Source organism: Paraburkholderia sp. BL25I1N1, from assembly GCF_003002025.1.
Classification (GTDB): Bacteria; Pseudomonadota; Gammaproteobacteria; order Burkholderiales; family Burkholderiaceae; genus Paraburkholderia.
The window spans coordinates 223852-248278 of sequence record NZ_PVZB01000007.1 but is presented as its reverse complement, the minus strand read 5'-3'; the positions used below and the strand labels follow the sequence as shown (position 1 = coordinate 248278).

Genomic DNA, 24427 nt, shown 5'->3' with positions numbered 1-24427 from the left:
CTTTGCCAAATTAATCGTCGCAGCGGCGCATTGGCGGATTTGATCGCAATGTGTTGCGCGCCATGCAGCGCTGTCCGGCTGGAGGGAAATGAAAGCTTGCGGCGCTGCCGCGCGTTCGGCGGGAGGCGGAGTAGATGGCGTATAAGGGCAAGGCACGAATGGGTATCTTGGGGACGGCAAAAACGCGCCTGGCGGTTGCCGATGCGTTACCCGGATAACGGCTTCCCCGTCATGCTTCTTGAATCAAAGTGTTCGTGCCGCTCACGCTGCCGCGCCGCGCAGATCCTGATGGAGGGCTATGCTATATGCGCCTCGGGTACGCCAACAACCGCGACGTACTCGAAACAGGGCTTGCCGGAATGTCAGAATTTCTCGTGCAGCATCGAAACTGATTCACTGCGATCGGGGCGTGAGTGCATTCACTCCTCGCACTTCACGTCCTGTCTTCGCACGGAGATGATCACCGGATACGTACCGTGTTCGAGTTCCACCCGCGCGACGACGGACATCGTCTCATTGTCGATATCGTCGTACACGCTGACCTTTTCATGCCGCAGGCTCGTGAGGCCGGTACAGCCGGACGCACGACCCTCGTCGGAAACCTTGCATTGAATCGGGTTGTCCGCGAGGAAGCGATAGCGGTCTCTGTCCGGTGTCGCGAGATAGTCGCGAAAGCTCTGCGCCGACCCGCCAATGCCGGTGACATACCCGATCGCACACTGCAGTTTGGGTGTGTCGCTGCTCCCGGATGTCTGCGCGGTCGCGGCCGTGCTTGCAGCCGCACTTGCAGCCGCGATGAGCGCCGCGAGGGTCGATGCGAGGAGATATTTCATGGCGCGAATCAAGCTTGTCGGATCGAAGTGCTGGATTGTAATGGCATCTCCGCAAGCATGCTCCGCTAGACGTTGAACAGCTCGCTGCGTGCCGCGTCCAGAATCATCGCGACCGCCGGATGGCTGATCCGGCGCTCGATCGAGATCGCAAAGAATTCCTCGACGATGGAATTGATCTGCCCGACCGTCGTGAGTTTGTGCTCGGCCTGTAGCTGGCTTTCCAGCACCGTGGGCGCGAACAGCAAGCCGCGGCCCTCGCGGGCAAACGCTATGGTCATCGCCCCGTCGTCGAACTCGCCGACGATGCGCGGCGAAATGGCATGAGACGCCAGCCAGTGATCGAGCTTGCGGCGCACCGCCGATTCCGTGCCGGGCAGCAGCACCGGCAACTGACCAAGCGACAGCGGGAAGCGTTTCTTGCCGCTCGCAATCAGCGCCTCCGTGCCGAAGCAACTGAGTGTGGAACGGCCGAGGCGGTGATTGAACGCCTTGATATTGACGTCAGCGGGGATCGGGGCATCCGCGATAATCAGGTCGAGGCGGTGCAGGGCCAGTTGCGCGAGCAGCGCATGCTGCTTGCCCTCGTGGCAAATCATGCGCAGCGATACGGACGCGCTCAGCGCGGGTTCCAGCAGCCGGTACGCGATCGCCTTCGGCACCGAATCCGCAATGCCGACACGAAACCGCGTTTGCGGGCCGGCTTCGTTCTCGCGCCGCACGGCGCTTTCGAGCTCCGAGCCCAGTGAGAATATTTCGTCGGCGTAATCGAGCGCCAGGCGGCCCGCGTCGGTCAGTTCGAGCGTGCGGCCGCTTTTCCTGAACAGCTTCTTATCCAGCGCTTCTTCGAGCAGTTTGATCTGGCCGCTCAGCGTTTGCGGCGAGATGTGCAACTGCTCGCCCGCTCGAACGATGCCGCCCGCATGCGCCGCAACCCAGAAGTAATGCAGATGCTTGAAGTTCACAGTCGCTCCACAGATTACGGAACACTACGATTTTCTCGAAGTATCGGTATAAAAAATACGCATTTTACGTTATCTCACGTTCAGGTAGATTGAGGTCTCGCCCAAGGGTTCATGCGGGGCGGCTCACGATAGCTGACGGAGGTGGCAGATGGCATCGGTTGCACAGTTTCTGCGTTCAAAAACGTCCCAGACAGTCTGGTCGACCCAGGCGTCCGCTTCGGTCTACGACGCGGTCGCGATCATGGCTCACCGCCGGGTGGGCGCGCTCATCGTCGTCAACGACGGGCGCGTGGCCGGCATCGTCACGGAGCGCGATTACGCGCGCAAGATCGCGCTGATGCACCGTTCGTCAAGGAATACGCCGGTGCGCGACATCATGTCGACGACCGTGCGCTATGTCGGCCCGGAGCAGACCACCGAGGAATGCATGGCCCTCATGACGGAATACCGGATCCGCTACTTGCCTGTCATTACGCAGGGGCAGGTGATCGGCATGGTGTCGATCGGCGACCTGATCAAGAACCTGATTGCGGAGCAGGAGGACACGATCCGGCAGTTGGAGCACTACATCCACGGCAACAGCGTTCAGGTCGGCCATCGTGGCTTACAAACGCACTCGCCGGCCGGTTTTGCCACCTGAAAAAATATTACTGTTCGTAATGCATTCGGCGCGACGAAAAAGAGCGCGCGAAGCGCGCAGTCCCCTGACTTATCAAAGAGGCTTCATATGTACACGCAGATCATCAATCAACTTCGACGTGCGGCCGGCGCGGTGACGCGCGGGACGGCGGCGCTCGGTCTCGCAGGGCTCCTTGCTCTCGGCGCCATGGCTTCGAACGATGCCGAAGCGAAGCGCGTGGGCGGCAGCCAAAGCATCGGCCGTCAATCGCAATCGGCGTCGCCGTCCGGGCCGGCACAACGCAGCCAGCAAGCTCAACCGGCACAGCAGAGCGCACAGGCCCCGGCGGCCGCGGCGGGTAATCGCTGGATGGGTCCGCTCGCCGGGCTCGCGGCCGGACTCGGCATCGCGGCGTTGCTGTCATCGTTTGGCCTTGGCGAGGGACTCGCGCAATTGATGTCCAATGCATTGCTGATCGGCGCGGTGATTCTCGCGGGCGTCATGCTGTTCCGCTTTATCGCCAATCGGCGTCGTCCGGATCTCGCTTATGGACACGGCGCCGCGAACCGGCAGCAAACTGGCGGCTCGCCAATTCTGAATCAGATGGGTCAAGCGCGGCCTGAAACGAATTTCCGGGGCTGGCCGCGTGCCGCGATGGGTGCGGCCGGAGCAGCGGACACCGTGAAGGCGCCCGAGCTTTCGCCCGGTCCGGATCAGACGGCGTTTCTGGTCTCGGCAAAGGCGATGTTCATGCGGCTCCAGGGTGCATGGGACCGGAACGAGCAGGGCGATCTGTTCGAGTTGACGACGCCGGAGATGTTCGCGCGTCTCAAGCAGGATCTGGAAGCGCGCGGCCGCGAGCCGAGCCATACGGAAGTGCCGCAACTCGAAGCCGAAGTGCTCAGCACTGAAAGCAATCCGGATGGAACGCTGGTCAGCGTGCGCTTTTACGGTCAGATCCGGGAAGACGATGCACAGACCGCGCAGCCGTTCCAGGAAATCTGGAACCTGGTCAAGCAGCCACAAGGTGATCAGGCGTGGCGGCTGGCCGGTATCCAGCAGATCGGCTGATAGCGGCAAGGTTGAGGCCGGCGCGAAGAAGCGCCGGCTTTTTGCCGCTCATGCATTCCACGTCTCGTGCCGAAGAGCGGTGACGAGCGAGCCTGCGACGGGCATCATCCGGACACTCAGCTGCGGTTGCTATCGATTGCCGCGACGCAATCGATCTCGATGTCGAAGCGCCCGGGCCACGCCGGCACATTGACGAAAATCCTCGCGGGCGGGTTCGCGCCGAAGAACCGCGCATAGATCGCGTTGACGGCAGGAAACGCTTCGACCGACGTGCAATACACGTTGCATTTGAGCACCTGATCGAGCGATGAGCCCGCCGTCTCCACGCATAGCTTCAGTTGTTCCAATACGCGTTCGGTCTGCAGTTCGATCGACGCGTCCATCACTTCGCCGCTGTGAGGATCGAACGGTGGAAACCCGGAAACGTAGAGGGTATCGCCGTGCCGGGTGACGGCTGAAGTCGGCGCGTTCCAGCGTTCGAGCCAGCTCGAAAGCGGTTCGACACGAATGATTTCACGGCTCATGGTTCACTCCATGCGAAAAGGGTGATTCGATGAAGAAGACGCTAAGCGGCGTCCTGGAACATACTGTTCAACCACGCGCCTGACGGCTCCTTCGGCAAGCGATCGAAGCGCCCGTCCGCCAGCGACTGAACGCTGGTCACCAGCCCGCCCCACGCCGCGCGCGCCAGTGCGCCGCCCACGCTCACGCGGCGCACGCCGAGCCTCGCCAGTTCGTCGAGCGTCAACGCCGAGGGTCCGCCGATCAACAGGTTGACGGGTTTCGGGCTGACTGCGGCGAGCACCGCTTCGATCTGCTCGCGCGTCTGGATGCCCGGCGCGTACAGACAGTCGGCGCCGGCTTGCGCATACGCTCGCAAGCGCGCCACCACGTCTTCGAGATCGGGCACGCCGACAAAGAAATTCTCAGCACGTCCGACGAGCAGCGTATCACCGCCTGTTTCGTCGATCGCGCGTCTTGCCGCAGCGAGGCGTCCCACCGCGACTTCGAGCGGAAACAGCGGCGACTTCGGATCGCCCGTCGAGTCTTCGATCGACAGTCCGGCGATGCCGGTATCGACTGCCATCCGCACGCTATGCGCCACCTCGGCGGGATTGTCGCCGAAGCCGTTTTCGAAGTCGGCGTTGACCGGCAGATCTGTCGCCCCGACCATCTCGCGAAGGTGCGCGAGAATCGCGGCGCGCGATACGCCGTTGTCCGGCCGGCCAGCCGACCATGCGAAGCCTGAACTGGTCGTGGCGATCGCCTTGAACCCTACCGACGCCAGATAACGCGCGCTGCCGACATCCCACGGATTTGGCAACACGAAGCATCCGTCCTGGTGCAACGCGCGAAACGCCGCGCGTTTTTCAGCCGTAGTTGCATGGACTTGGGACATGATCGATCTCCTTGTCTGAGGACGTGGCAGCGCGCTGCCGTTACGCGACTTCGGTTTCGACGACCGGAAAATCGACTTCAGTATCGAATACGTTGTTGACGAAGTTCGTCAGCATGAATTGCGCGGCGAGCGCGATGATTTCGACAACGTTCGCGTCGCTGAAGCCGGCTTCACGCACGGCGTGCAGATCGTCTTCGCTGACCTTGCCGCGTGTTTCCATCAGCGTCTTCGCGAACGCGACAGCCGCGGCGGTTTTGGGCGTATTCGATTTGCCGAGCCGATTCAGGCGAATCTCGTCGTCGCCGATATGAGCCATGTTGCTCGCAACGTAGCTATGCGCCGACAGACAGTACTGGCAGCCGTTGACCTGGGATACGGCGAGGGCAATGCCGTCGCGCAGTTTCGCATCGAGCGTCTTCGCAAGCGCGCCTTGCAGGTTGGCCCAACCGTTCAGCGCATTGGGACTCAGCGCCATGATGCGAAACAGGTTGGGCGTCATCTTCAGTTGCTTCGTCACTGCTTCGATGACCGGTTGCGAAGCGGCCGGGAGAGCGTCGGTGGCGGGGAGGGCGATACGGGTCATGGTCGTGCTCCTGTTTCTGATGATCGGACAAGGGTGCGTCTGCATCGGAATATCGGTGTGCGTTCTCGGCTGCATTGATGAAAATTCTAGGCGTGCAGCTCGAACGAAAAATCCTGAGAACAGACGCAAAAGTCCGCGAATGCAGGTGTCGGCGTGGCTAGCTTTGATGACGAAACCGGCGCCTTGTATCGGCGCCGATGCCGGTGCAAGGCGCCGGAGCGTGCGAGTCTGGTGTGCAAGGTCCGCAGATGCTGCGGCAAGTCCTGGCGATCAGCCGTTGGCGGCTCCGTCGCGGTATTCCGTGGGGCCGGTATCGAACACCTCGCGAAACGCGCGCGCGAACGCGCCGCGGCTCGCATAACCCGCATGGCGCGCCACCTGATCCAGCGACAGGTCGCCGGCACGCAACTGCGCAGCGGCCTGGCGCATGCGGATGTCGCGCAGCACCTGCATCGGCGATTGGCCGAGCGCCGCGGAAAAGCGCGCCATGAATGCCGAGCGGCTGAGAATCGCCGCTTCGGCGAGACTGGCGACGGTGTGCGGCGCGCCCGGGCGGGCCACCATGTCGGCGAAGGCCCGGGCGATTTGCGGATCGCCGAGCAGCGCGAATCGCTCCATCCAGAGCGCGCTGGATTTCAACGACCGACGCACGAGCGCGACGATCACCTGCTTGAGCAGCGCGCCCGACATCGCGCCGGCGCCGATCTCCTGCGCGACGAGTTCATCGAACGCCGTGCGCAGATAGACGTCGAGCCGGTCGGACGCTTCGAACTGCTCCACGATCGGCGTCGAGAGGGTCGCGAACAGATTGATCGACGCACCGAAGGACGCCTTGAAATAGCCGCAGATCATGACGGTCATCGGTTCGACGTTGCCCGCGCGGAAACGGCTGATCGAATCGACGACCTGTTTGTGCTCGCGCCCCGGCACGACGGTCGGTGCGATACCCGCCTGTTTTGTCGGTACCTCGAGCTTCAGTGAGTGACCCGGCGGCACGATCAGCAGCGTATGAGGTGTGAGCGGCACGGTCCCGGCGCCCGCGATGTGCAGCCGCCCTTCGCCCGACAGGATGTAGTGAATGCCGGGCGCGTCGTGGCCATCCAGTTCCAGCATGAAGCCCTGGCTAACGACGCACTCCGAGAGCCCGAGTACCTGAATGTCGAGCATGGTGATCAGCTCGTTCAGATTGTCGGGTGATAGACGTGGCGGCGAAATTGCTTGCGAAACAGGCATAAGGCATCCGCGGGAAGTAGGGCAATCAACAGATGTTTTAACGTGGACGACGATTGTCGCAGGTTTCCGTTGGACGCAATTGTGTGCCGAAGGCGGCGCGGCCGCGCCTGGAGTCGCGAGAGGGTTCGTGCAGTTGACGGACTAACTTCGGACCGGACTATGCGCACGCCCGCAGCCTGGCGCGAGACGCTTGCATGTGGCAGCCCGTATACACCGGCAATTTACGGATCGCTCGTTGGACGATTTTCCCGCTGCATCGACAAGCCGGAAAGGAGTGGAAATTGGAAGACAATCTTCATACAACCGCGCGCCGGCTCCCCGGCGATGACGTTCACGTTCGTTTGCCGCGCGCTCGAAGATTCACTCTTCAGACGCTTCTGTTTGTGGTTTTGTCGTGCTTCCTGTGCACGGCGATTCCGGCGCAACCGGCGGCATCCACCGATACCCGCCCGGCGAGTTCGTCGACAGCTCCACGCCATCTCGATCGCTCCGGCAAGTCGCGCAAGGGCGAAGCTTCGTACTACGGCCGGGAGTTTTACAAAAAAGAAATGGCCGACGGTACGCCGATGAATCCGCAATCCAATGCCGCCGCGAGCAAGACGCTACCGCTCGGCACCAAGGCGCGGGTCACGAATCTGAAAAACGGCAACAGCGAGGTGGTCGAGATTCGGGATCGCGGCCCCTATGTCAGGGATCGGATCGTCGACCTGTCACCCAAGACCGCGGATAAGCTCGGGCTGAAAAAAGACGGCGTCGTCCCCGTCGAGGTCAAGCCGGTGGAAGTTCCGCAGGCCGACGGCACGGTGAAGCCGGGCGCAGGTATGCAGGATGCCCAGCGCGGCGGAGCACCGGTCGATGCGCAGGCTGGTCATTCCTTGCACTGAATGGGCGGCTCATAGCCGAGGGGAGAGCGGACGTGTCTGCCGCGCCACGCGCTCATCGAGTCAAACAGACAGTGGCACGCGATTCCATTGCATAGAATCAGGTTACGCGCAGAACGCCTTCGGGCAACACGATCGCAGCCGCGTTCGCGGTCGAGCTTGCGCGTAGACAACGCAATTCGAGGTATTGAGCTATTGGTAAGGAGAATCGTCATGGCGACCTATGTGGTTCTTGCACAATTCACCGATCAGGGCATACGCAACATCAAAAACAGTCCGCAGCGTGCCGGTCAGGCGGCGGAGTTGGCCAGGACCTTCGGCTGTGAAATGAAGGAGATCTACTGGACGGTGGGCAAATACGACATCGTCACGGTCATCGACGCACCGGATGAGCAAAGCTTCGCGGCATTCGGCTACGCGCTGGGATCGGCAGGCAATGTCCGCACGCAAACACTGCGCGCTTTCACGAAGGACGAATGCAGCGCGATTATCGGCAAACTTCCATAAGACAGTCAGTCATACGGCCCGTGAGCCGTTCTCTTTCCGCGACTCTTTTTCAGGAGATCACAATGAGCACAAAAGCAAACGACAGCGAAGATGTGCGCGCGTTCGTTCAAACAGCCGAGCAGGGCGGCGAGTTTGTCTGGGTGATTACGCTCGTCGACTTCGCCGCGCAAAAGGTCAAACGGTCGATGGTGTCCGACGACACGTTCGCCATGCGCGCTGCCGCCCAAGATGCCGGCGAAGCCTATCTGAAAGGGCTGACGGAAGACCGCTAACGAGGGGGCGGGGAGTCACATGGATTCCGATGTTCGAACTGAGCAACGAACCTTCATGACGTGACGGCCAGATTCATTTTGGGCGGCACGCAGTGCCTGCGAGCGAGGTGACTATACTTAAGAAGGCGCCTCTGATTCAGGTTCGCCGGGTTCAGGTGGCAGAGGCGCCGGGCAGGATTTCGACGCGAGCTGGACCGGGTCGCGGGGGAGAAACATATGTTCAAGCATCTGCTGGTGCCGACCGACGGCTCGCCGCTTTCCGAGGCCGCCATTCAGATGACGGTAACGCTCGCCGCGGAAAGCGGAGCCACGGTCACGGGCCTCCACGTCATTCCGGAGTTTCACGTCCTCGCGTATGGCACGGAGATGATTGCCGACAACGAGGATCGCATCATTCAGACCGCGCGACAGCGCGCGGAGGATTACCTCGGCGTTGTGAAAAAAGCGGCCGCGCAAGTCGGTGTGGTGTGCAATACGGTTTCCGAAGGTCGCGCCCATCCCTACGAAGCGATTATCAGCGTTGCAACGCAACAGAACTGCGATCTCATTGTCATGGCGTCGCACGGTCGAAGCGGGATGAGGGCGTTTTTGCTCGGCAGCGAAACCCAGAAGGTCCTGACGCACAGTTCGATCCCGGTTCTCGTGGTGCGGCAACCGGCGCCGGGCGGTGCGCATCCGCCGCGATAGCCAGATTGGCGGATGCGTGTGAGCGTCGGCTCGGAAGGGTGCGAGTGAATTGCAACTGCTTCAATCCGGGGATCGGGCAGATGTCGAAGTACAGCAACTATCGGGAAGCGGCGGTTTAGCCGACCGCCGTTACTACGAGGTGGCCGCGACCTCGAGCCCGGATCCGACCGGATCCAGAAGGCGCTGACCTACAGCGAACGCTCGATTGCCCGCCCGAGCAGGTCCAGGCCGAGGTCGATCTCATCCTCGTGAACGGTCAACGGCGGGGCGATCCGGAACACGCCGCCCATGCCGGGCAACTGCACGATGTTCATGCTCAGCCCCAGGTTCATGCACTCGCGCGTGATCTTCGCACCCAGCCCATCCGCCGGCTCCTTCGTGCGGCGGTCCTTGACGATTTCCATTCCCAGCAACAGTCCCCGGCCGCGAATATCGCCGATGCAGTCGAAGCGTTCCATCAGATCCAGCAGGCCGCGTTTGAGTCGCGCGCCCATCAGATTCGCACGCGCAACCAGCCCCTCGCGCTCGACCACCTCCAGCACCCGCAAACCGACGGCCGCAGGAAGAGGATCGGATACGTGGGTCGTATAAAACAGGTAACCCAATTCATGGGCGCGCTCCTCGATCTGCGCAGATGTCACGACGGCCGCGAGCGGCAGACCGGCGCCCAGTGTCTTCGATAGCGTGAGAATGTCAGGCGTGACGCCATCGCGCTGACAGGCGAACATCGTGCCCGTGCGGCCGACGCCGGTTTGCGCTTCATCGAGGATCAGCAGCATGCCGCGCTCCTCGCACTTGCGCTTGAGTGCTGCCATATAGCCTTCCGGCAGTTCGATGATCCCGCCGGAACTGAGGATCGGCTCGGCGATGAAGGCGGCCAGATTGCCACTGGACTGACGATCGATCAGATCGAACGCATAGTCCAGTTCCGCCAGGTAATCGTATTCGCCATGGCGCTCGAAACGCGGCCGGTACAGGAACGGTGCGGGGATCGCAAAGGAGCCGACAGCGGCCGGACCGACGCCCTTGCGACCCGCGCTATACGTTGCGGATGCCGCTGCTCCTGTCATGCCGTGCCATGACTGCGCGAACCCGACGATTTCATATTTGCCCGTGACCAGCTTCGCCATGCGAATGGCGGCCTCGTTCGACTCCGCGCCTGTACTCAGCAACAGTGCGCGGTCGAGTCCGTCAGGCGTGATGTCGGCGAGGCGAGTCGCGAGGTCCACCACCGGCCGCGACAGCATGCCGCTGAAGAGATGGTCGAGCTTGCCCGCGTATTCGTTGATGACCGAGACGATTTCCGGATGGCTGTGCCCCAACACCGCGCTCATCTGGCCGGAGGTGAAATCCAGAATCGCGCGGCCGTCCGCGTCATAGACGAAGCTGCCCAGGGCGCGCTCGATGATCATCGGCTCGAAGGTGCCGCCATAGCGGATCAGGTGCTGTCTGGCGTTGCGCCAGAAATCTGCATCATTGTTTCGCGACACTTGCTTCTCCTTGACGGCTAGCGGGAATAACTTGCAGTCTAGATGGCGCTCTGGTCTCATAGAATCGAATAGTTCTTATCGAAGATAGAAGCGGGCCTAATACCTTGAGCCTTTCACTCGAAATCGATCTACTGCGTTCTTTTACCGTTGTCGCCGAAGTTCGGGCGCTCAGTCGCGCGGCGAACCGGATCGGCCGGACCCAGTCGGCGCTGAGTCAGCAGATGAAGCGCCTCGAAGAAATCGTCGATCAGCCGTTGTTCCAGCGCACGGGTCGTGGGGTCGTGCTGACAAATCCCGGCGAACGCCTGCTGATCCACGCCCAACGCATTCTGCGGCTGCATGACGAGGCGATGGCCGATCTGTCCGGCAAAGGGCTGTCGGGCACGATCCGCTTCGGCTGCCCGGACGACTACGCCGCCGTTTTCCTGCCGCATTTGCTGCGTCAGTTTTCGAGCCGGCATCCGCATGCACTGGTCGAGGTGATTTGCGCACCGACGCCGCGCTTGCTCGAACAACTGGAGATGCGTGCGCTGGACCTTGCCATGATCTCGTTGCCTGAAGGCGCCCCGAGCGACGACATCATTCGCCGTGTGCCGCTCGTCTGGGTCGGCTATCCGGGACTGGATTGCGCGAGCTTCGACCCGTTGCCGCTGGCGCTTTCCGATCCGGACACGCTCGACCATGTGGCGGCCTGCGAAGCGCTGCAACGCGCGGGCCGGGCGTACCGCATCGCGTATGCGAGCAGCAGTCTTGCCGGCCTCACGGCGCTGGTGCGCTCCGGGCAGGCCGTCGCCGTCATCACGCAGACTGCCGTCGCCCCGGATCTCTCCATACTCAATGGCGACCCCGCGCTGCCGCCTTTGCCCACTGTAGGCATTACGCTGAAGTTCGAACGCAAGCGTCCGGCCCATCTGGTCACGGCATTCGCGGAGCACATCCGGCTGACGCTGCCGTTGCTGTGATCGATCTGACCTTCAGGCATCAGGCGCTGAAGTCAGTCGATGCCGCCAGCGCCTTCCAGGCTTCGGTTTCCTGCTCGACATAAGCATTCTTCTCGGCGATGGCCTTCAGCGTGTCCGTGCCGAGCGGCAGACGCAGTGGCGGCGTTTGCGCATCGACCAGTTCGAGCATCGCCGCGGCGAGCTTCGCGGGATTGCCCGGCTGGTTGTGATTCATGTCGGCTGCGAGACGGCGCACATGGCCCGATGTCGCGTCGTAGTCCGCAATGACCTCGCGCGCGACGACGAGGGATGACGCATCGAGAAAGTCAGTCCGGAAGTAACCCGGTTCGACGACCGTCGCGTGAATGCCGAGCGGTTTCAATTCGGCGTACAGCGCTTCGGTCAGGCCTTCGACCGCGAACTTCGTCGAACAGTACGCACCGAATCCCGCGGCGGACCGGTAGCCGCCGACCGACGACATATTGATGACGTGCCCGCCGCGCTGCGAGCGCATCGCCGGCAGCACGGCACGCGTGACGCTCAGCAGCCCGAACACGTTGGTGTCGTACATGCGGCGCACGTCCGCGTCGGTGGACTCCTCGATCGCGCCGAGCAGGCCGAATCCCGCGTTGTTGATCAGAACGTCGATGCGGCCGAATGTGTCGAGCGCGGCTTGAACCGCGGCTTTCGCCTGCGCCTGGTCCGTGACGTCCAGCGCCACGGGCAGCAGCGCCGGCGAGTCGCCGAGGCGCTCGACGATCGCCGCGACATTGCGGCCGGCGGCAACCACCGCATTGCCGTCAGCCAGTGCCGCTTCGGCGATCAGCGCGCCAAAGCCGCGCGACGCGCCCGTGATGAACCAGACACGTTTGAAGCTGTTTTTCGTAAGCGCGACCATGATGTTTCTCCTGCGTTCGGGGTGGGTGTGAACGGATCATAGGAGCATCGATTCGCACGAACTAGGCGTAGATTGCTAGACTGATAATCAACTTTAATTTGCGAATGCGGGTCTCCAGTGAACGAAGTTCGCGCGATCACCATATTCACCCGGGCGGCGGCGCTCGGCAGCCTGCGCAAGGCGGCCGTGGAGCAGGGCATCTCCCCGCAGGCCGCGAGTCACGCTGTGATGCAACTGGAAAAGAAGCTCGGCGTGCGGCTGTTTCATCGGACCACGCGCAAGCTGAGTCTCACCGAGGAGGGGCAAGGCCTGTTCGACACGGTGACGCCCGCGCTGGCGGTCCTGTCGTCCGCACTCGACGACGCGCGCCGCTCGAAAGCCGAAATTGCGGGGCCGCTTCGCGTGAGCGCGCCAAGGGCAATGGGGCACGTAGTGCTGTGGCCTTACTTTCTGGAATTCGCCGAACTGCATCCAAACGTCCAGCTCGATGTGCAATTCGACGACCGCTTCACCGACCTCATCGGCGAACGTGCCGATGTGGGCTTTCGTGGCGGGTCTCCGCCGTCCGGCGGCAGCATCGCGCGCCGGCTCCTGCCGATTCAGTTGATCGTCTGCGCGTCACCCGCTTATATCGAGCGCCATGGCGCGCCGCGCACGATCGACGAACTCGACGGTCACCGCTGCACGGGATACCGGCGCGCGAATACAGGCAAGCAGGCCCCGTGGGAATTCCTGATCGGGGATGAAATCGTTTATCGCGACATGGCAACGACTTTGTGCGTCAACGACACCGACGCCGAAACGGCTGCCGTGATCGCCGGATCCGCCATTGGTCAGCTCGGCAGCTTTTCAGCCACCGCGCCGATCAGAAGCGGCCAACTGGTTCCGTTGCTGGTCCAACACGTCACGCAGCGCGAGGCGGTCTATATCTACTATCGCCATCGGACCGAGCAGCCGTTGCGTGTGAGGACATTTATCGACTTCATGGTCGCGCGCCTTGCGGGGAACACGAATTTCTATTTCGAGCCGTCCGAACTGCACGCGCTCCGCTGACCGTGCGCTTCGGTGTCGACGCGAGCGATCAGGGGCGCCGAAATCGGTTTTGCGCAACGAGGACATCGATCCGAAGGATAAAATCGGCAAGGTGATCGCCGACACGCGCGCGGACGGCACGGACGACGGGATTGCGAAGAAGTATTTTGACTTCGACGTTTATGGCTAGTGAACGCGGCGACCACGCGCGGCGGTGGCGGGCGTTTCAATCGAGCTGCAGCTTGGCGACGTCGACATTGACACGTGGGTTCTACTCAGTGTGAACGGAGAGCGAAATGGACGACCCTTTCAAGCTTCAGCGCTTTATCGACGCACAGGATCCGCTCTATGCACAGGTCTGTGCCGAACTGCGCGACGGGCGCAAGCGAAGCCATTGGATGTGGTTTGTATTTCCACAGATCGAGGGGCTTGGAACGAGTGCGACGGCGCAAAGGTTCGCGATTTCGTCGCTGGCCGAGGCCGATGCTTACTTGCGCCATCCAGTACTGGGTGAACGCCTGAGGCAAACGACGCAGTACGTCAACCTTGTCGAAGGCCGTTCGATAGAGGACATTTTCGGGTATCCGGATTACCTGAAGTTTCACTCGTCGATGACGCTGTTCGACCATGCGGCGATCGACAAAGAGCCTTTTGCTGAAGCACTCAGGAAGTATTTCCACGGCCAACGCGATCCGCTAACGTTGGAGCGCGTCTAGCAGGCGGTTGCCATGCGGCAGGACATGTCCGCGAATACATGGCAACGTGTTTGGCGGATACGCCATGTTCGAACGAGGCGCTGTGGAGTTGTCCGGTTCTACACAGGCGTGGCAAAGTTCGCCCGGGGCGCGAAGGCATTTTTGCCCGACATGCGGGTCGGTCGCTTTCATGGAAAGCAACGACAGCGACGAACTGGATCTTCCGCTTGGAGCCTTTGACCGTGTGGGCCTGTATGAGCCGAGCTACGAGCTTTGGTGTTGCCACAAAGAGCCATGGCTGCCCGCCGGGGTGCGTGCCGAATATCGCGAAGGCAGAGCATGACGCTCGCAAGAAATCGATAAGGGCAGAGTGATAGTTTTGCGGCGTGGACACTACGGTCGTCGGCAGGTGCCGGACTCTGTATGCTCGCTTTGATCAGCCGTCAGGTAATCCCGTCGTTATGGGCATTTGTGAGTCGCGGTCGCCGGGTAAGAACTACAAGGTCGGTTGCCGATTCGCAATTCGCTCGGATGCAGATGAAACCGAACGATTGATGCCAAAGGGCATCTCTGTCGTTGCAGAACGTCTCAACGAAAGCGGCATGAAGTTTGCGGAGGGGGAAGACACGCCAACCTTCTGGAGCCGCTCATGACTACACAACCTGGCGCGCCTTCGCCCACTGACGAACTCGACACCGTTCCAGACACGTCGAGCCCCGCCTATGCCGGCCGTCATCCCTTAACGCGCGTGTTCGACCGCTTTGCAAGCCTCGTCACGCGATGGGCCGGCTCGCCCGCGGCGTTCTGCCTTGCCGTGCTGACAGTGGTCGCCTGGGTCGTGACAGGGCCCATCTTCCACTACTCGGACGGATGGCAACTGGTCATCAACACCGGCACCACCATCATCACCTTTCTGATGGTATTTCTGATTCAGCAGAGCCAGAACAAGGACAGCGTCGCGTTGCATCTGAAGCTGAATGAACTGCTGTCCTCGCATCGGGCAGCGAACAACAATCTGATCGGTATCGAGGACGCGTCCGAGGAAGAAATCCGAAGACTTGCGGCAGCTTACCTGCGTTTGTCGACTCAGTCCGCTGGCGATGCTCAGAACAAGGGCCGCTGAGTGCGACCCACGCACTGACTGTCTACCCATCGCCCGATACAAGCACGCTTGCCATTACCAAGTTCGAAACCGTGCGGCGCCGTTTTTTTCGAAGGCAAACGCCACGCCGAGATACTTCGGCGATGCATCCTTCGCGCTTTGTCACGCGCGCGCCGCACGCGTATCAACCAACCTTCGAACTAGAACAGCGGGTGCTCGTGCGGATACAGCGCCGTCCTGAGAGCAAAGCCGCCCAGGACTACGAAGATGATGGCCGCCAGAATATGGACCGCTTTGGTCGGCAGGCGATCAGCGAACTTGTGTCCCAGGTAGATGACAGGCACGTTGGCCAGCATCATGCCCAGCGTGGTGCCGGCGACCACCCCGAAGAATTCGTGAAATCGAGCGGCCAGAGCGATCGTGACAACCTGCGTCTTATCACCCATTTCAGCGAGAAAGAACGTTAGCGCCGTGGTGCTGAACACGCCCATCGGATGCGTGGTCGACACCGCCTCGGCACCGTCGAGTTTGTCGGGAATCAGAATCCAGACGGCCATGACGGCAAACGATGCGACGACTGCCCAGTTCAGGATCGAGGGGCTCAGAACGCTGGCAAGCCATGCACCCAATGCGCCGGACGCAGCATGATTGATGAGGGTTGCGACAAAGACGCCGAGAATGATCGGAATGGGCTTGCGATATCTGGCGGCCAGCACCAGAGACAACAGTTGGGTCTTGTCGCCGATTTCGGCTAGACCGACGACGCTGGTCGAAACGAGGAACGATTGCATAGGTTGTGGGCCGGGCCGCGCAGTCAGTACACGATGACACGCATTCCGGCGACCCGGTCAGGTCGGAATGCGAGTCACCGGTCTTGCCAGGCATAGTGCTGTGCGCGCCATGGCGGTCTGTCGACCACCAAGTATGTTGACGGGCACCCTCGAGCATTGCGGTCGAGGCGGCTACTCCCCAATGAGAGGGGCGATTCTACAGTGTCTCGGTCGAGTAAGGCAAATCGTCGGCTTTCCGAATTCCTGCATGAATATCACACCGGAGATGCGCTCGCGCGTTTAGTCGAGATCGGCGGACTCGCTAAACGGAGACTTGAGCATGACTGACCTGCCAGGCGGCATCTCACATCATGCCGCCCATGCTTCCAAGGCCGCCGACTCCGGCTCCGCCCGTGCCGCTATTCGGCGCTGTCATTAACGGATGTGCCGCCCCCGCCGACGTCATCAATGCGACGGCGGCGGTGTCCGGTTCGCCATTCGCGTCGATGACGCCGCGCGCGAGGAGTGCTTCGAGATCGCTGTCCTCGCCCGGTTGACCGGCAGCGAAGGCCGTAGTGAGGAAACTGGGCGCGGATAGCGTCACACCGTACGTCTGCCGCAGATTCTGAACGACCGCGGCCTGCGCAGTCAGGACGTCGGACTGATTCGCCAGCACCTGTTGGAACTGTGAGTTCACTGGGAAGCCGGCTGTCAGCCCGCTTTCATTCGTGCCGAGTTGCGCCGCCAGATACGACACCAGCAGATCCGTCTCCGGCGTGACGTTGTACGTGCCGCCGGCGAACGCAACGGAATGCAGCATCGTCACGCCTGAAGTCGCGGCGATCATGCATGGCATGACGGCGCCGAGCGTCGCGTGAAAGTTGCCGTTCGCATCCGCCGCAACCGACATCGAGCCTCGCGCGCAGTCGATCTTGATCGTCGCGTTCGCCAGCGCTTTACCCGTTGCCGCCGTGCCGCCGATCGAAACCATCGAGGTGCCGCTGCCACCACCTCCGCCTCCACAACCCGCGAGCCACGCGACGGATGCCGTCAGCAGCGCTGCGCCGACAGGCCGAACGAATTGCTGCTGTCGAATGTTCATTGATGTCTGCCGTTGATTCGGACATGCTGTCTAAACGATCCGGCGCCACCGCCTATTCCATCGTTCGCGCAACCCTTTTACGTCACACGATTGGAATAGCGCGACGCCGCGGGCCGTTTATTCAGGTTATCGACGCTGGGTCATTCGAGTCCGGCATCAGGGCGGGGCGGCCGGTGGCGATCGACGCATGCAACATGCTCGGGCAACCCTTCAAACGCCGGTCAATCAGCACGGATCGAACCATGACGTTTTGCGGATCTGGCATTTCCGATAACCCGGTACGCGGGCGCATTCGGCCTGCTGCGGGATGGCCCGCAATCGCGCGGCTGTTGCTGTACGTGCTCGCATTGACCTGCCTGGCTGTCGCGACGGGCGCGTTTGCGCAACCGGCCAGCCCGACGGCGCCGGCTTCGTCCGCCACATCGGCGGGATGTGCGGATGCCGGCGCGTCGCATGCCGTGAATGCGGACGTCGACGAGTTCCGCTGTCTCCCGGCTCGCGAACAGGCGGCGTCGTTGCGCACGCGGATCGAAAACCACTCGATACTGACTTTGACCGACGATCAGATCCTTGCCCTGATGGACGCGATGAAGCCGGACGCCTTCGTCGAGTATGCGAAGACCATGATTCCCGACGACGCCTACGAATACAGCATGTTCCGGCAGGAGCGCGTCTCAGGAAGATGGCCGGAGCGGCCCGATCACATGGTGATCCGATATCAGGACAGCCCGCGAAGAGTCTACGCAAAATTGCTGCCCGGCGGCGCCCATGCGGGACAGGAGATTGTCTACGACGAAACCACGGACCCCGACAGCATCGTCGGCCATCTTGGCGGCCGGCTGCATGTCGTGTCGGGCAAAGTCGCCGTCGACGGTCCATTCGCGCACGCGCAGTCCCGCCATAGCGTGCGGGATCTGGGCTTGCAGTTCATCGCCCGCACCGTCGAGCACGATTCGCGCAGTTTTCGTGAAGAGGGGCTCAGCGAAAAGCCGAGCCGCATCGAACTCATGAACGCGCACGGCACGCGGTTGCTGGCGTGGACATGGACGGCTCCGTCGGGACCGCCCGCGCATTACGCACCACGGGTGCGGCTGCTGTTCGATCTCCAGCACACGTGGCCCAGCGGCGAAGCCGCGTGGGACGGGCAGGGCGGCCTGCTGGAGTTGATCCGCTTCGAAGACGTCGTGCCGCGCCACTGGAGCGAAGCGGATTTCGACCGACGTAACCCCGAATACGGTTTCCGCTGACGCTAAGCGCTGCCGGAAGCGTTCACAAGACCGTCGCGTCCGCATCCCGACCCATCTCCGAGTAATATCTTTTCCGACCTAATTGCGCCGGAAAAATATATTGGACGTCTTACCCATCCTCTCGCACTATTCGTACCTTCCCAGCCGCGCGCGCGTCAACGCCGGCGGCCGCCTGCGCGCAAACGCGATGGCGTCGCTGCCCGTAAACGGCGCAGCGGCCGGTCTGGGCACAATTCCAATTTTGACGACCCCCGTACCTGAGGACACAGATGCCTGACTATCGATCGAAAACTTCGACCCATGGCCGCAACATGGCCGGCGCGCGCGCCTTGTGGCGTGCCACCGGAATGAAGGACGGTGATTTCGGCAAGCCGATTATCGCGGTGGTGAACTCGTTCACGCAGTTCGTGCCGGGCCATGTGCATCTGCGCGACCTGGGCGCATTGGTCGCGAAGGAAATCGAAGCGGCCGGCGGCGTCGCCAAGGAATTCAACACCATCGCCGTCGACGACGGCATCGCCATGGGTCACGGCGGCATGCTGTACTCGCTGCCTTCGCGCGAACTGATCGCTGACTCGGTGGAGTACATGGTCAACGCGCACTGCGCCGACGCCATGGTCTGCATTTCCAATTGCGACAAGATCACTCCGGGCATGCTGATGGCCGCCATGCGCCTGAACATCCCCGTCGTGTTCGTCTCCGGCGGTCCGATGGAAGCGGGCAAGGTCAAATCGCCGACGGACGGCCAGGTGATCGCCAAGATCGACCTGATCGACGCGATGATCAAGGCAGGCGACTCCCGCGTGAGCGACGCCGAAGTGGCGGAAATCGAGCGCAGCGCCTGCCCGACGTGCGGTTCGTGCTCGGGCATGTTCACCGCGAACTCGATGAACTGCCTGACCGAAGCGATCGGTCTGGCGCTGCCCGGCAACGGCACGATCGTCGCCACGCACGCGTGGCGCAAGGGTCTGTTCGAGCAGGCCGGCCGTCTCGTGGTGGACCTGTGCCGCCGCTACTATCAGGAAGACGACGCATCCGTCCTGCCGCGCAGCATTGCCAGCAAGCAGGCCTTCGAGAACGCCATGGCGCTCGACGTCGCCATGGGCGGTTCGACCAATACCGTGCTGCATCTGCTGGCCGCCGCGCAGGAAGGTGGCGTCGATTTCACGATGTCCGACATCGATCGCATCTCGCGTAAAGTGCCGTGCCTGTGCAAAGTCGCGCCCGCCACCGACAAGTTCCATATCGAAGACGTGCATCGTGCCGGCGGCATTCCCGGCATTCTCGGCGAACTGGCCCGTGCGGAACTGCTCGATCTGTCGTGCGGCAACGTGCATAGCGGCACGCTGGGCAACGCCATCGCCAAATGGGACGTCGCCGGTGGCGCGGGCGAGGAAGCGCAGAAGTTCTTCCGCGCGGCGCCAGGCGGCATTCCGACGACGGTTGCATTCAGCCAGGAAGCCACGTTTGCCGCGCTGGATACCGACCGCAATACGGGCTGCATCCGCAGCAAGCAGAGCGCGTACTCGAAAGACGGCGGCCTCGCCGTGCTGTACGGCAACCTCGCGGAGAAGGGCTGTATCGTCAAGACCGCCGGCGTCGACGAATCGCAGTGGATTTTCTCCGGGCGCGCGCGCGTCTTCGAGAGTCAGGACGACGCCGTCGAAGCCATTCTGGGCGACAAGGTGGCGGCGGGCGACGTGGTCGTGATCCGCTACGAAGGCCCCAAGGGCGGCCCCGGCATGCAGGAGATGCTTTACCCCACGTCGTATCTGAAGTCCAAGGGACTGGGCAAGAGCTGCGCGCTGTTTACCGACGGTCGCTTCTCCGGTGGTTCGTCGGGGCTGGTGATCGGGCATGCGTCGCCGGAAGCGGCCGAAGGCGGCACGATCGGCCTGGTGGAAGAGGGCGATGTGATCGAGATCGACATTCCCAACCGCAAGATGCACCTGGTGGTGTCGGACGCGGACCTGGCGCGCCGTCGCGAAGCCATGGAGGCACGCGGCGACAAGGCGTGGCAGCCGGCAAATCGTGAACGCGTGGTGTCGCAAGCGTTGCAGGCTTACGCCGCGCTGGCGACCTCGGCGGACCGCGGCGCGGTACGGGATCTCTCGCAACTCAAGCGCAAGTGATGAGGACCGGCTCTGGCGCTCGATGTCGGGCGGCCGGAGCCGGAACGGATCGACAGGCGCGGGCATATCTGTCGATCCCCGCGCTTGTCGTCCGGATCAGCGTCACTTCCCCTCAGGCTTGGATTCGTCCCAGTTCATGCGGTGACGATCCACCGTCTCGCGATGGCGCGTATCGTCTTCGGTATGGAGGTAGAGGCTGGTCGTGTTGAGCGACACGTGGCCCAGGTTGTCACGGATCGTGCGCAGATCCACGCCGCCGTCCGCCTGATGCGAACCGGCGGTATGTCGAAGCCAGTGCGCCGAGGCTCGCTCCAGTTCATCCGCCCGATCGGAAAAGTCGGCGCCTTTCGAGCGCAGCCAGCTGGCCGCGTTGCCGAAAATGCTCTTGATCGCGTCGTGAATGGCGGAACGGGACAAGCACCGGTTGCGGCCTCTGAATGGAATCACCAAGGGCGTTTCTTCGCTGCGAGTGGGCAGCGGCGCCAAACCATTTTCAGTTCGGTAAAGCCGCATTTCCTGAATCAGTTCGGGCGAAGCGGGGACAATGCGTTCCTTGTTCCCTTTGCCGAGCGTTTCGAGCCACCACTGATCCTTGCCGTCGGCGCCTAGTCGACGGGAAAAATCCCCCATTTTCCCGCCGGCGACTTCAGATATGCGCATGCCCTGCAGATAGAAAAGTGTCGTCAGCCAGCGGCTGCGGGCGTAATAGGCCCGCTCGTCGGCCGTCTCGCGCGGCAATTGCTCGACAAACACCTTCACTTCATCCCACAGCGACGTCGATAGATAGCGCGTTACGCGCGGCGCGGAGCGTTTGGCGCGCTGTCGAAGCAGCGCCATGGGATTGCCTCGCAGATAACCTGCGTTGACCAGCCACGTGAACATCGCATTCAGGATGATCAACGCCTGACGCTGGCTTGCCGGCGACAACGGTCCGTTGAACGGACGCCAGCGCTCGTCGCCGCGGGGAAACTTGCCGCCCGTGCTCGACACCCAGCGAGCCGCCGGCTGCGGATCGACGAGAAACCCCTTGAACAGCAGCAGATCCTCGTGCGTCAGCGACGACAGCGGTTTGCCGAGTTGCACGACGGCCCACAGCAGCAGCCGCTCAGCTTCCTTGCGGTAGTTATCGAACGTTGTTTTGGTATCGGCGTAGTTCGACAGCCAGGCGCGGACGGCGTCGAGATCGTTGGTGGCGGACAGCTGCGAGCCACCGGCCGCGCCACGGTTAGTGCCGTCGCGACCGTCGAGAATTTCGGGAACGACGAGCGATTCGACCGGCTGAACGGTGACGAGTGGGGCATCAGGCACGGTTTTAGAGGCTCCAGAGACAAAGTCCGACACAAAAAACGTCTGCTACATACTACACGACATTATAGTACTAATGTCGTGTAGTGGATAGTGATAAATTGGTTGTTCAACGTTATACGTTGTATTATCAACACATCAAGACATATCAGCCGCTAAAGGATTCCCATGCCGCTCGAAGCCGACATTGAAGCCCTCCGTGAACGCATCTCGGACACACAGGAGCTCTATCGCGAGGTTTGCGCGCTGATGTTCTTCCGTTACGGCGAAACGCCGACAGCGAACAAGCTGTATCAACTCGTTCGCAAAGGCAGCATGAGTGCGCCGGCGAAAGCGTTGCGGGATTTCTGGGCGGAAGTCAGGGACAAGGCGCGGGTCGACGTCGGGCAACCGGATTTGCCACCGGAAGTCGCAAGCGCCGCCGGCGAACTGGCGGCGACCCTCTGGCGGCTAGCCGGCGACGCGGCCAACGCCGCGCTGGAAGTTTTCAAGCAGGACGCCCAGCGCGAAATTGCTGCGGCAGTCGACCATGCACAACAAACCGCTGCGGAACGCGACACCGCGATCGCCGCTAGCGAGCAGGCGTCCCGCGACGCGGCTGACGTCCGTAGGGAGAACAGGAAACTGCTCGCGCGTCTGGTCGAACTGGAAACCGCCAAAACCATGCTGGCGGATCAGCTTGCGCAGTCCAGAAATGTAAGCGCGGCGGCGTCGACGGCGCTGTCGGACGCTCGACGTGAATTCGCCGAAGAATTGGGCAAGCTGCGTGTCATGCACAATCAGAGCGAACAGCGCCTCGCCGCGACTGAAAAGCGGGCGCTGCTGGAGATCGACAGCGAGCGGACGGCGGCACGCCAGACGCGCCAGGAGTTGCAGGCGGCGATCAATCGGATGACCGAGGCTCAGGCCACCCATCAGGCCGAGCGCGATCAGTTGCGCGATGCACTTGCCGAGGCGAAAACACAGTTGACGACGTCGATGACGCGTTGCGCGAGCGTCGAACAAGAGCTGGCGTCGCGCGAAATCGCGCTCGACCAACAGATAGCCGCCGGCGAGTTCCTTCGCAAAAAACTTGAAACGCTGTCCCGTCAGTTGGTGGAAAGCGGGCGCCCTGCTGCCACGCTCTCGCCCTCTCCTCGCCGCGCTTCATCGGCCAGGAGGCGCGACGTGCGTCGCGATGTGAAGTTCACGGAAGCCGCAGCGGTTCGCAGATCAAGCACGGAAGACCGGTGAAGCCTGTCCTCGTCAGTGGCTTCGTGAACGCGACGCACAGCGCTTGAACCGCAACGCCAAGCCATCGTCACGATGTCGCGTGACCTCGGGCATGGCTTGGGTGCTGCGCAAGCGGGTCGAACGACGCCCTCGCCGTCCGCTCGCCGGTTATCGCGAATGACGCTTGGCGCGTTCAGAGCGCGCCAAGCCGGCCGCCCATGCCTCGGCGAGGCGCGGTTGGCAGCAAACAACGTATCACTGGCACGCATTGCCGGTCGATTCCCACTCCCCTCAATACGACTCCGACAGATACTTGGACATCCCCGGACGGTGCTCACAGCGACCCAATTCAGACCGCTGCATGGACATTGTCCGAACGACGCGAAGTCCATGGCCTCACGAGGCACTATCTTTGTCCAGGAGAAATTCGATGAGTACGACCATTGCCGGCATTCACATTCCAGACAGCCGTCTCGCAAGAGCCGCAACCGATCTGGTCCGCGACACCGAGAACGATCTGCTGTTCAATCACTCGCGCCGCGTGTTCCTGTGGGGCGCGCTGACCGGTGCGCGCCGCAAGCTCGCGTATGACCCCGAGTTGCTGTATATCGGCGCGATGTTTCATGACATGGGCCTCACGCCGGGCTACGCCAGCAAGACGGATCGCTTCGAAGTCGACGGCGCCAATGCGGCGCGCGACTTTCTCAAGAGTCATGGCGTCGACGAGTACGACATCGAGCAGGTCTGGCTGTCGATCGCGCTTCACACCACGCCGGGTGTTCCGGAGCATCTGAAGCCGGTGGTTTCGCTGGTGACCGCGGGCGTCGAAATGGATGTGCTCGGCATGCGCTACCACGAGTTCGACGACGCGCAACGCGTCAGCGTGGTGGCCGCGCATCCGCGCGAGCAGGACTTCAAGAACCTGATCATCGACGCGTTCGCGCAAGGCACGATCAGCAAGCCCGAAACCACGTTCGGAAACGTCAAAGCCGATGTGCTGGAGATGAAAGATCCCAGCTACAAGCGGCTGAACTTCTGCAAGATCATTCTCGGTTCGGCATGGGATGACAGCCAGGCGGGTCACGTCCATCACGCGGGATGCCATCACGGGGCCGCGGCGGAATAGCGATCTGCGCAAAAACGGGCCGGCGCGTTGCCGGTCGATGCAAAACTCAAGGCGCGCCAACCGGAAAAAACCGGTGGCGCGCCGCATTCGTTGGCTTGGCAGTATTTCTGTTTGCTGGCGGCAGCGTGACTTCAGGAGCTATCCGTCGGTCGCGGTGTCAGCATCAGCGCCAGCACCGCGACGCCGAGCACCAGCAAGATTCCGCCGTATAACATGGCATTGCGCGTGTCGAACAGCACACCGTGAATGACCATCGCCATGCCGCCGAGCGCGACGAACACCGCAATGGCCGCGAATACAATCCGACGTTCGGCGCGAATCATGGCGC

The 24427-nt window shown here is 62.1% G+C and carries 26 protein-coding genes, 2 pseudogenes and 1 riboswitch; of the genes and pseudogenes, 16 read left to right on the top strand and 12 right to left on the bottom strand.

What is annotated here, in order from left to right; all coding sequences use genetic code 11:
* Positions 1-419: 419 nt before the first annotated feature.
* A complete protein-coding gene (locus tag B0G73_RS13105) occupies positions 420-833 on the bottom strand; it encodes a hypothetical protein (protein ID WP_106281300.1) in 414 nt (137 codons plus the stop codon).
* Positions 834-898: 65 nt separating this feature from the next.
* A complete protein-coding gene (gene nhaR / locus B0G73_RS13100) occupies positions 899-1795 on the bottom strand; it encodes a transcriptional activator NhaR (protein WP_106281298.1) in 897 nt (298 codons plus the stop codon).
* Positions 1796-1943: 148 nt separating this feature from the next.
* Between nhaR and B0G73_RS13095 the strand changes: the two genes are divergently transcribed.
* A complete protein-coding gene (locus B0G73_RS13095; RefSeq protein WP_106281296.1) occupies positions 1944-2435 on the top strand; it encodes a CBS domain-containing protein in 492 nt (163 codons plus the stop codon).
* Between the two features lie 87 nt (positions 2436-2522).
* A complete protein-coding gene (locus B0G73_RS13090; RefSeq protein ID WP_106281294.1) occupies positions 2523-3485 on the top strand; it encodes a Tim44 domain-containing protein in 963 nt (320 codons plus the stop codon).
* A 116-nt stretch (positions 3486-3601) separates the two neighbouring features.
* On the opposite strand, the gene B0G73_RS13085 is transcribed toward B0G73_RS13090, so the two are convergent.
* The 4 genes from B0G73_RS13085 to B0G73_RS13070 all read right to left on the bottom strand — a co-directional run bounded on the left by B0G73_RS13085 (position 3602) and on the right by B0G73_RS13070 (position 6700).
* Positions 3602-4009, bottom strand: a complete 408-nt coding sequence (locus B0G73_RS13085) for a RidA family protein (protein WP_106281292.1) — start codon at positions 4007-4009, stop codon at positions 3602-3604.
* A 41-nt stretch (positions 4010-4050) separates the two neighbouring features.
* The gene (locus B0G73_RS13080) at positions 4051-4884 is read right to left on the bottom strand and encodes an oxaloacetate decarboxylase (protein ID WP_106281290.1); all 834 of its coding nucleotides are present in this window, start codon (positions 4882-4884) and stop codon (positions 4051-4053) included.
* Between the two features lie 40 nt (positions 4885-4924).
* On the bottom strand, positions 4925-5467 hold the full coding sequence (locus tag B0G73_RS13075; protein WP_106281288.1) for a carboxymuconolactone decarboxylase family protein: 543 nt from the start codon (positions 5465-5467) through the stop codon (positions 4925-4927).
* Between the two features lie 270 nt (positions 5468-5737).
* Complete coding sequence (locus B0G73_RS13070) at positions 5738-6700, bottom strand: AraC family transcriptional regulator (protein ID WP_106281286.1); 963 nt, start codon at positions 6698-6700, stop codon at positions 5738-5740.
* Between the two features lie 194 nt (positions 6701-6894).
* On the opposite strand from B0G73_RS13070, the gene B0G73_RS13065 reads away from it, so the two are divergent.
* From B0G73_RS13065 to B0G73_RS13050, 4 genes are all read left to right on the top strand, one after another.
* Positions 6895-7584, top strand: a complete 690-nt coding sequence (locus tag B0G73_RS13065) for a septal ring lytic transglycosylase RlpA family protein (protein ID WP_219907273.1) — start codon at positions 6895-6897, stop codon at positions 7582-7584.
* Between the two features lie 210 nt (positions 7585-7794).
* Positions 7795-8088, top strand: a complete 294-nt coding sequence (locus B0G73_RS13060; protein WP_106281284.1) for a GYD domain-containing protein — start codon at positions 7795-7797, stop codon at positions 8086-8088.
* Positions 8089-8150: 62 nt separating this feature from the next.
* The gene (locus B0G73_RS13055; protein WP_106281282.1) at positions 8151-8360 is read left to right on the top strand and encodes a hypothetical protein; all 210 of its coding nucleotides are present in this window, start codon (positions 8151-8153) and stop codon (positions 8358-8360) included.
* Positions 8361-8576: 216 nt separating this feature from the next.
* Positions 8577-9047: a universal stress protein gene (locus B0G73_RS13050; RefSeq protein WP_106281280.1), complete on the top strand. Its 471-nt coding sequence runs from the start codon at positions 8577-8579 to the stop codon at positions 9045-9047.
* A 188-nt stretch (positions 9048-9235) separates the two neighbouring features.
* On the opposite strand, the gene B0G73_RS13045 is transcribed toward B0G73_RS13050, so the two are convergent.
* Complete coding sequence (locus tag B0G73_RS13045; RefSeq protein ID WP_106281278.1) at positions 9236-10537, bottom strand: aspartate aminotransferase family protein; 1302 nt, start codon at positions 10535-10537, stop codon at positions 9236-9238.
* Between the two features lie 104 nt (positions 10538-10641).
* Between B0G73_RS13045 and B0G73_RS13040 the strand changes: the two genes are divergently transcribed.
* Entirely contained in the window at positions 10642-11499 is an 858-nt protein-coding gene (locus B0G73_RS13040) for a LysR family transcriptional regulator (RefSeq protein ID WP_106281276.1), read from the top strand.
* A gap of 19 nt (positions 11500-11518) precedes the next feature.
* Here the strand turns inward: B0G73_RS13040 and B0G73_RS13035 are convergent, their stop codons facing one another.
* Positions 11519-12376, bottom strand: a complete 858-nt coding sequence (locus B0G73_RS13035; RefSeq protein WP_106281274.1) for an oxidoreductase — start codon at positions 12374-12376, stop codon at positions 11519-11521.
* Between the two features lie 117 nt (positions 12377-12493).
* Here B0G73_RS13035 and B0G73_RS13030 point away from each other — a divergent pair, with 117 nt between their 5' ends.
* From B0G73_RS13030 to B0G73_RS13010, 5 genes and pseudogenes are all read left to right on the top strand, one after another.
* Positions 12494-13429 carry a LysR family transcriptional regulator gene (locus tag B0G73_RS13030; RefSeq protein ID WP_106281272.1) on the top strand — a complete coding sequence of 312 codons (936 nt, stop codon included), beginning with the start codon at positions 12494-12496 and terminating at the stop codon, positions 13427-13429.
* A 49-nt stretch (positions 13430-13478) separates the two neighbouring features.
* A pseudogene (locus tag B0G73_RS13025) lies at positions 13479-13598 on the top strand (ABC transporter substrate-binding protein); the annotation flags it as partial.
* A 106-nt stretch (positions 13599-13704) separates the two neighbouring features.
* Positions 13705-14124: a DUF1810 domain-containing protein gene (locus B0G73_RS13020; protein ID WP_106281270.1), complete on the top strand. Its 420-nt coding sequence runs from the start codon at positions 13705-13707 to the stop codon at positions 14122-14124.
* Positions 14114-14446 (top strand): annotated as a pseudogene (locus tag B0G73_RS13015) (GFA family protein); the annotation flags it as partial. The gene B0G73_RS13020 and the pseudogene B0G73_RS13015, both read left to right, overlap by 11 nt.
* A 306-nt stretch (positions 14447-14752) precedes the next feature.
* Entirely contained in the window at positions 14753-15226 is a 474-nt protein-coding gene (locus B0G73_RS13010) for a low affinity iron permease family protein (protein WP_106281266.1), read from the top strand.
* Positions 15227-15405: 179 nt separating this feature from the next.
* Here B0G73_RS13010 and B0G73_RS13005 read toward each other — a convergent pair whose 3' ends face one another.
* Together B0G73_RS13005 and B0G73_RS13000 are read right to left on the bottom strand one after the other, a co-directional pair.
* Positions 15406-15996 (bottom strand): TMEM165/GDT1 family protein, encoded by a 591-nt coding sequence (locus B0G73_RS13005; RefSeq protein WP_106281264.1) that lies wholly within the window; start codon positions 15994-15996, stop codon positions 15406-15408.
* A 5-nt stretch (positions 15997-16001) separates the two neighbouring features.
* A riboswitch (yybP-ykoY riboswitch) is annotated at positions 16002-16188 on the bottom strand.
* A gap of 151 nt (positions 16189-16339) precedes the next feature.
* Complete coding sequence (locus B0G73_RS13000; RefSeq protein ID WP_106281263.1) at positions 16340-17077, bottom strand: hypothetical protein; 738 nt, start codon at positions 17075-17077, stop codon at positions 16340-16342.
* Between the two features lie 242 nt (positions 17078-17319).
* On the opposite strand from B0G73_RS13000, the gene B0G73_RS12995 reads away from it, so the two are divergent.
* Both B0G73_RS12995 and ilvD read left to right on the top strand, forming a co-directional pair.
* Positions 17320-18324, top strand: a complete 1005-nt coding sequence (locus B0G73_RS12995) for a DUF1571 domain-containing protein (RefSeq protein WP_181196540.1) — start codon at positions 17320-17322, stop codon at positions 18322-18324.
* A 269-nt stretch (positions 18325-18593) separates the two neighbouring features.
* Positions 18594-20456 (top strand): dihydroxy-acid dehydratase, encoded by a 1863-nt coding sequence (gene ilvD / locus B0G73_RS12990; protein ID WP_106281259.1) that lies wholly within the window; start codon positions 18594-18596, stop codon positions 20454-20456.
* Positions 20457-20558: 102 nt separating this feature from the next.
* Here ilvD and B0G73_RS12985 read toward each other — a convergent pair whose 3' ends face one another.
* Positions 20559-21764, bottom strand: a complete 1206-nt coding sequence (locus tag B0G73_RS12985; protein ID WP_106281257.1) for a tyrosine-type recombinase/integrase — start codon at positions 21762-21764, stop codon at positions 20559-20561.
* A 165-nt stretch (positions 21765-21929) separates the two neighbouring features.
* Between B0G73_RS12985 and B0G73_RS12980 the strand changes: the two genes are divergently transcribed.
* Positions 21930-22994 (top strand): DNA-binding protein, encoded by a 1065-nt coding sequence (locus B0G73_RS12980; protein WP_106281255.1) that lies wholly within the window; start codon positions 21930-21932, stop codon positions 22992-22994.
* Positions 22995-23403: 409 nt separating this feature from the next.
* Positions 23404-24099: an HD domain-containing protein gene (locus B0G73_RS12975; RefSeq protein WP_106281253.1), complete on the top strand. Its 696-nt coding sequence runs from the start codon at positions 23404-23406 to the stop codon at positions 24097-24099.
* A gap of 131 nt (positions 24100-24230) precedes the next feature.
* Here the strand turns inward: B0G73_RS12975 and B0G73_RS12970 are convergent, their stop codons facing one another.
* Entirely contained in the window at positions 24231-24422 is a 192-nt protein-coding gene (locus B0G73_RS12970; RefSeq protein WP_106281251.1) for a DUF2964 family protein, read from the bottom strand.
* Between the last annotated feature and the right edge of the window lie 5 nt (positions 24423-24427).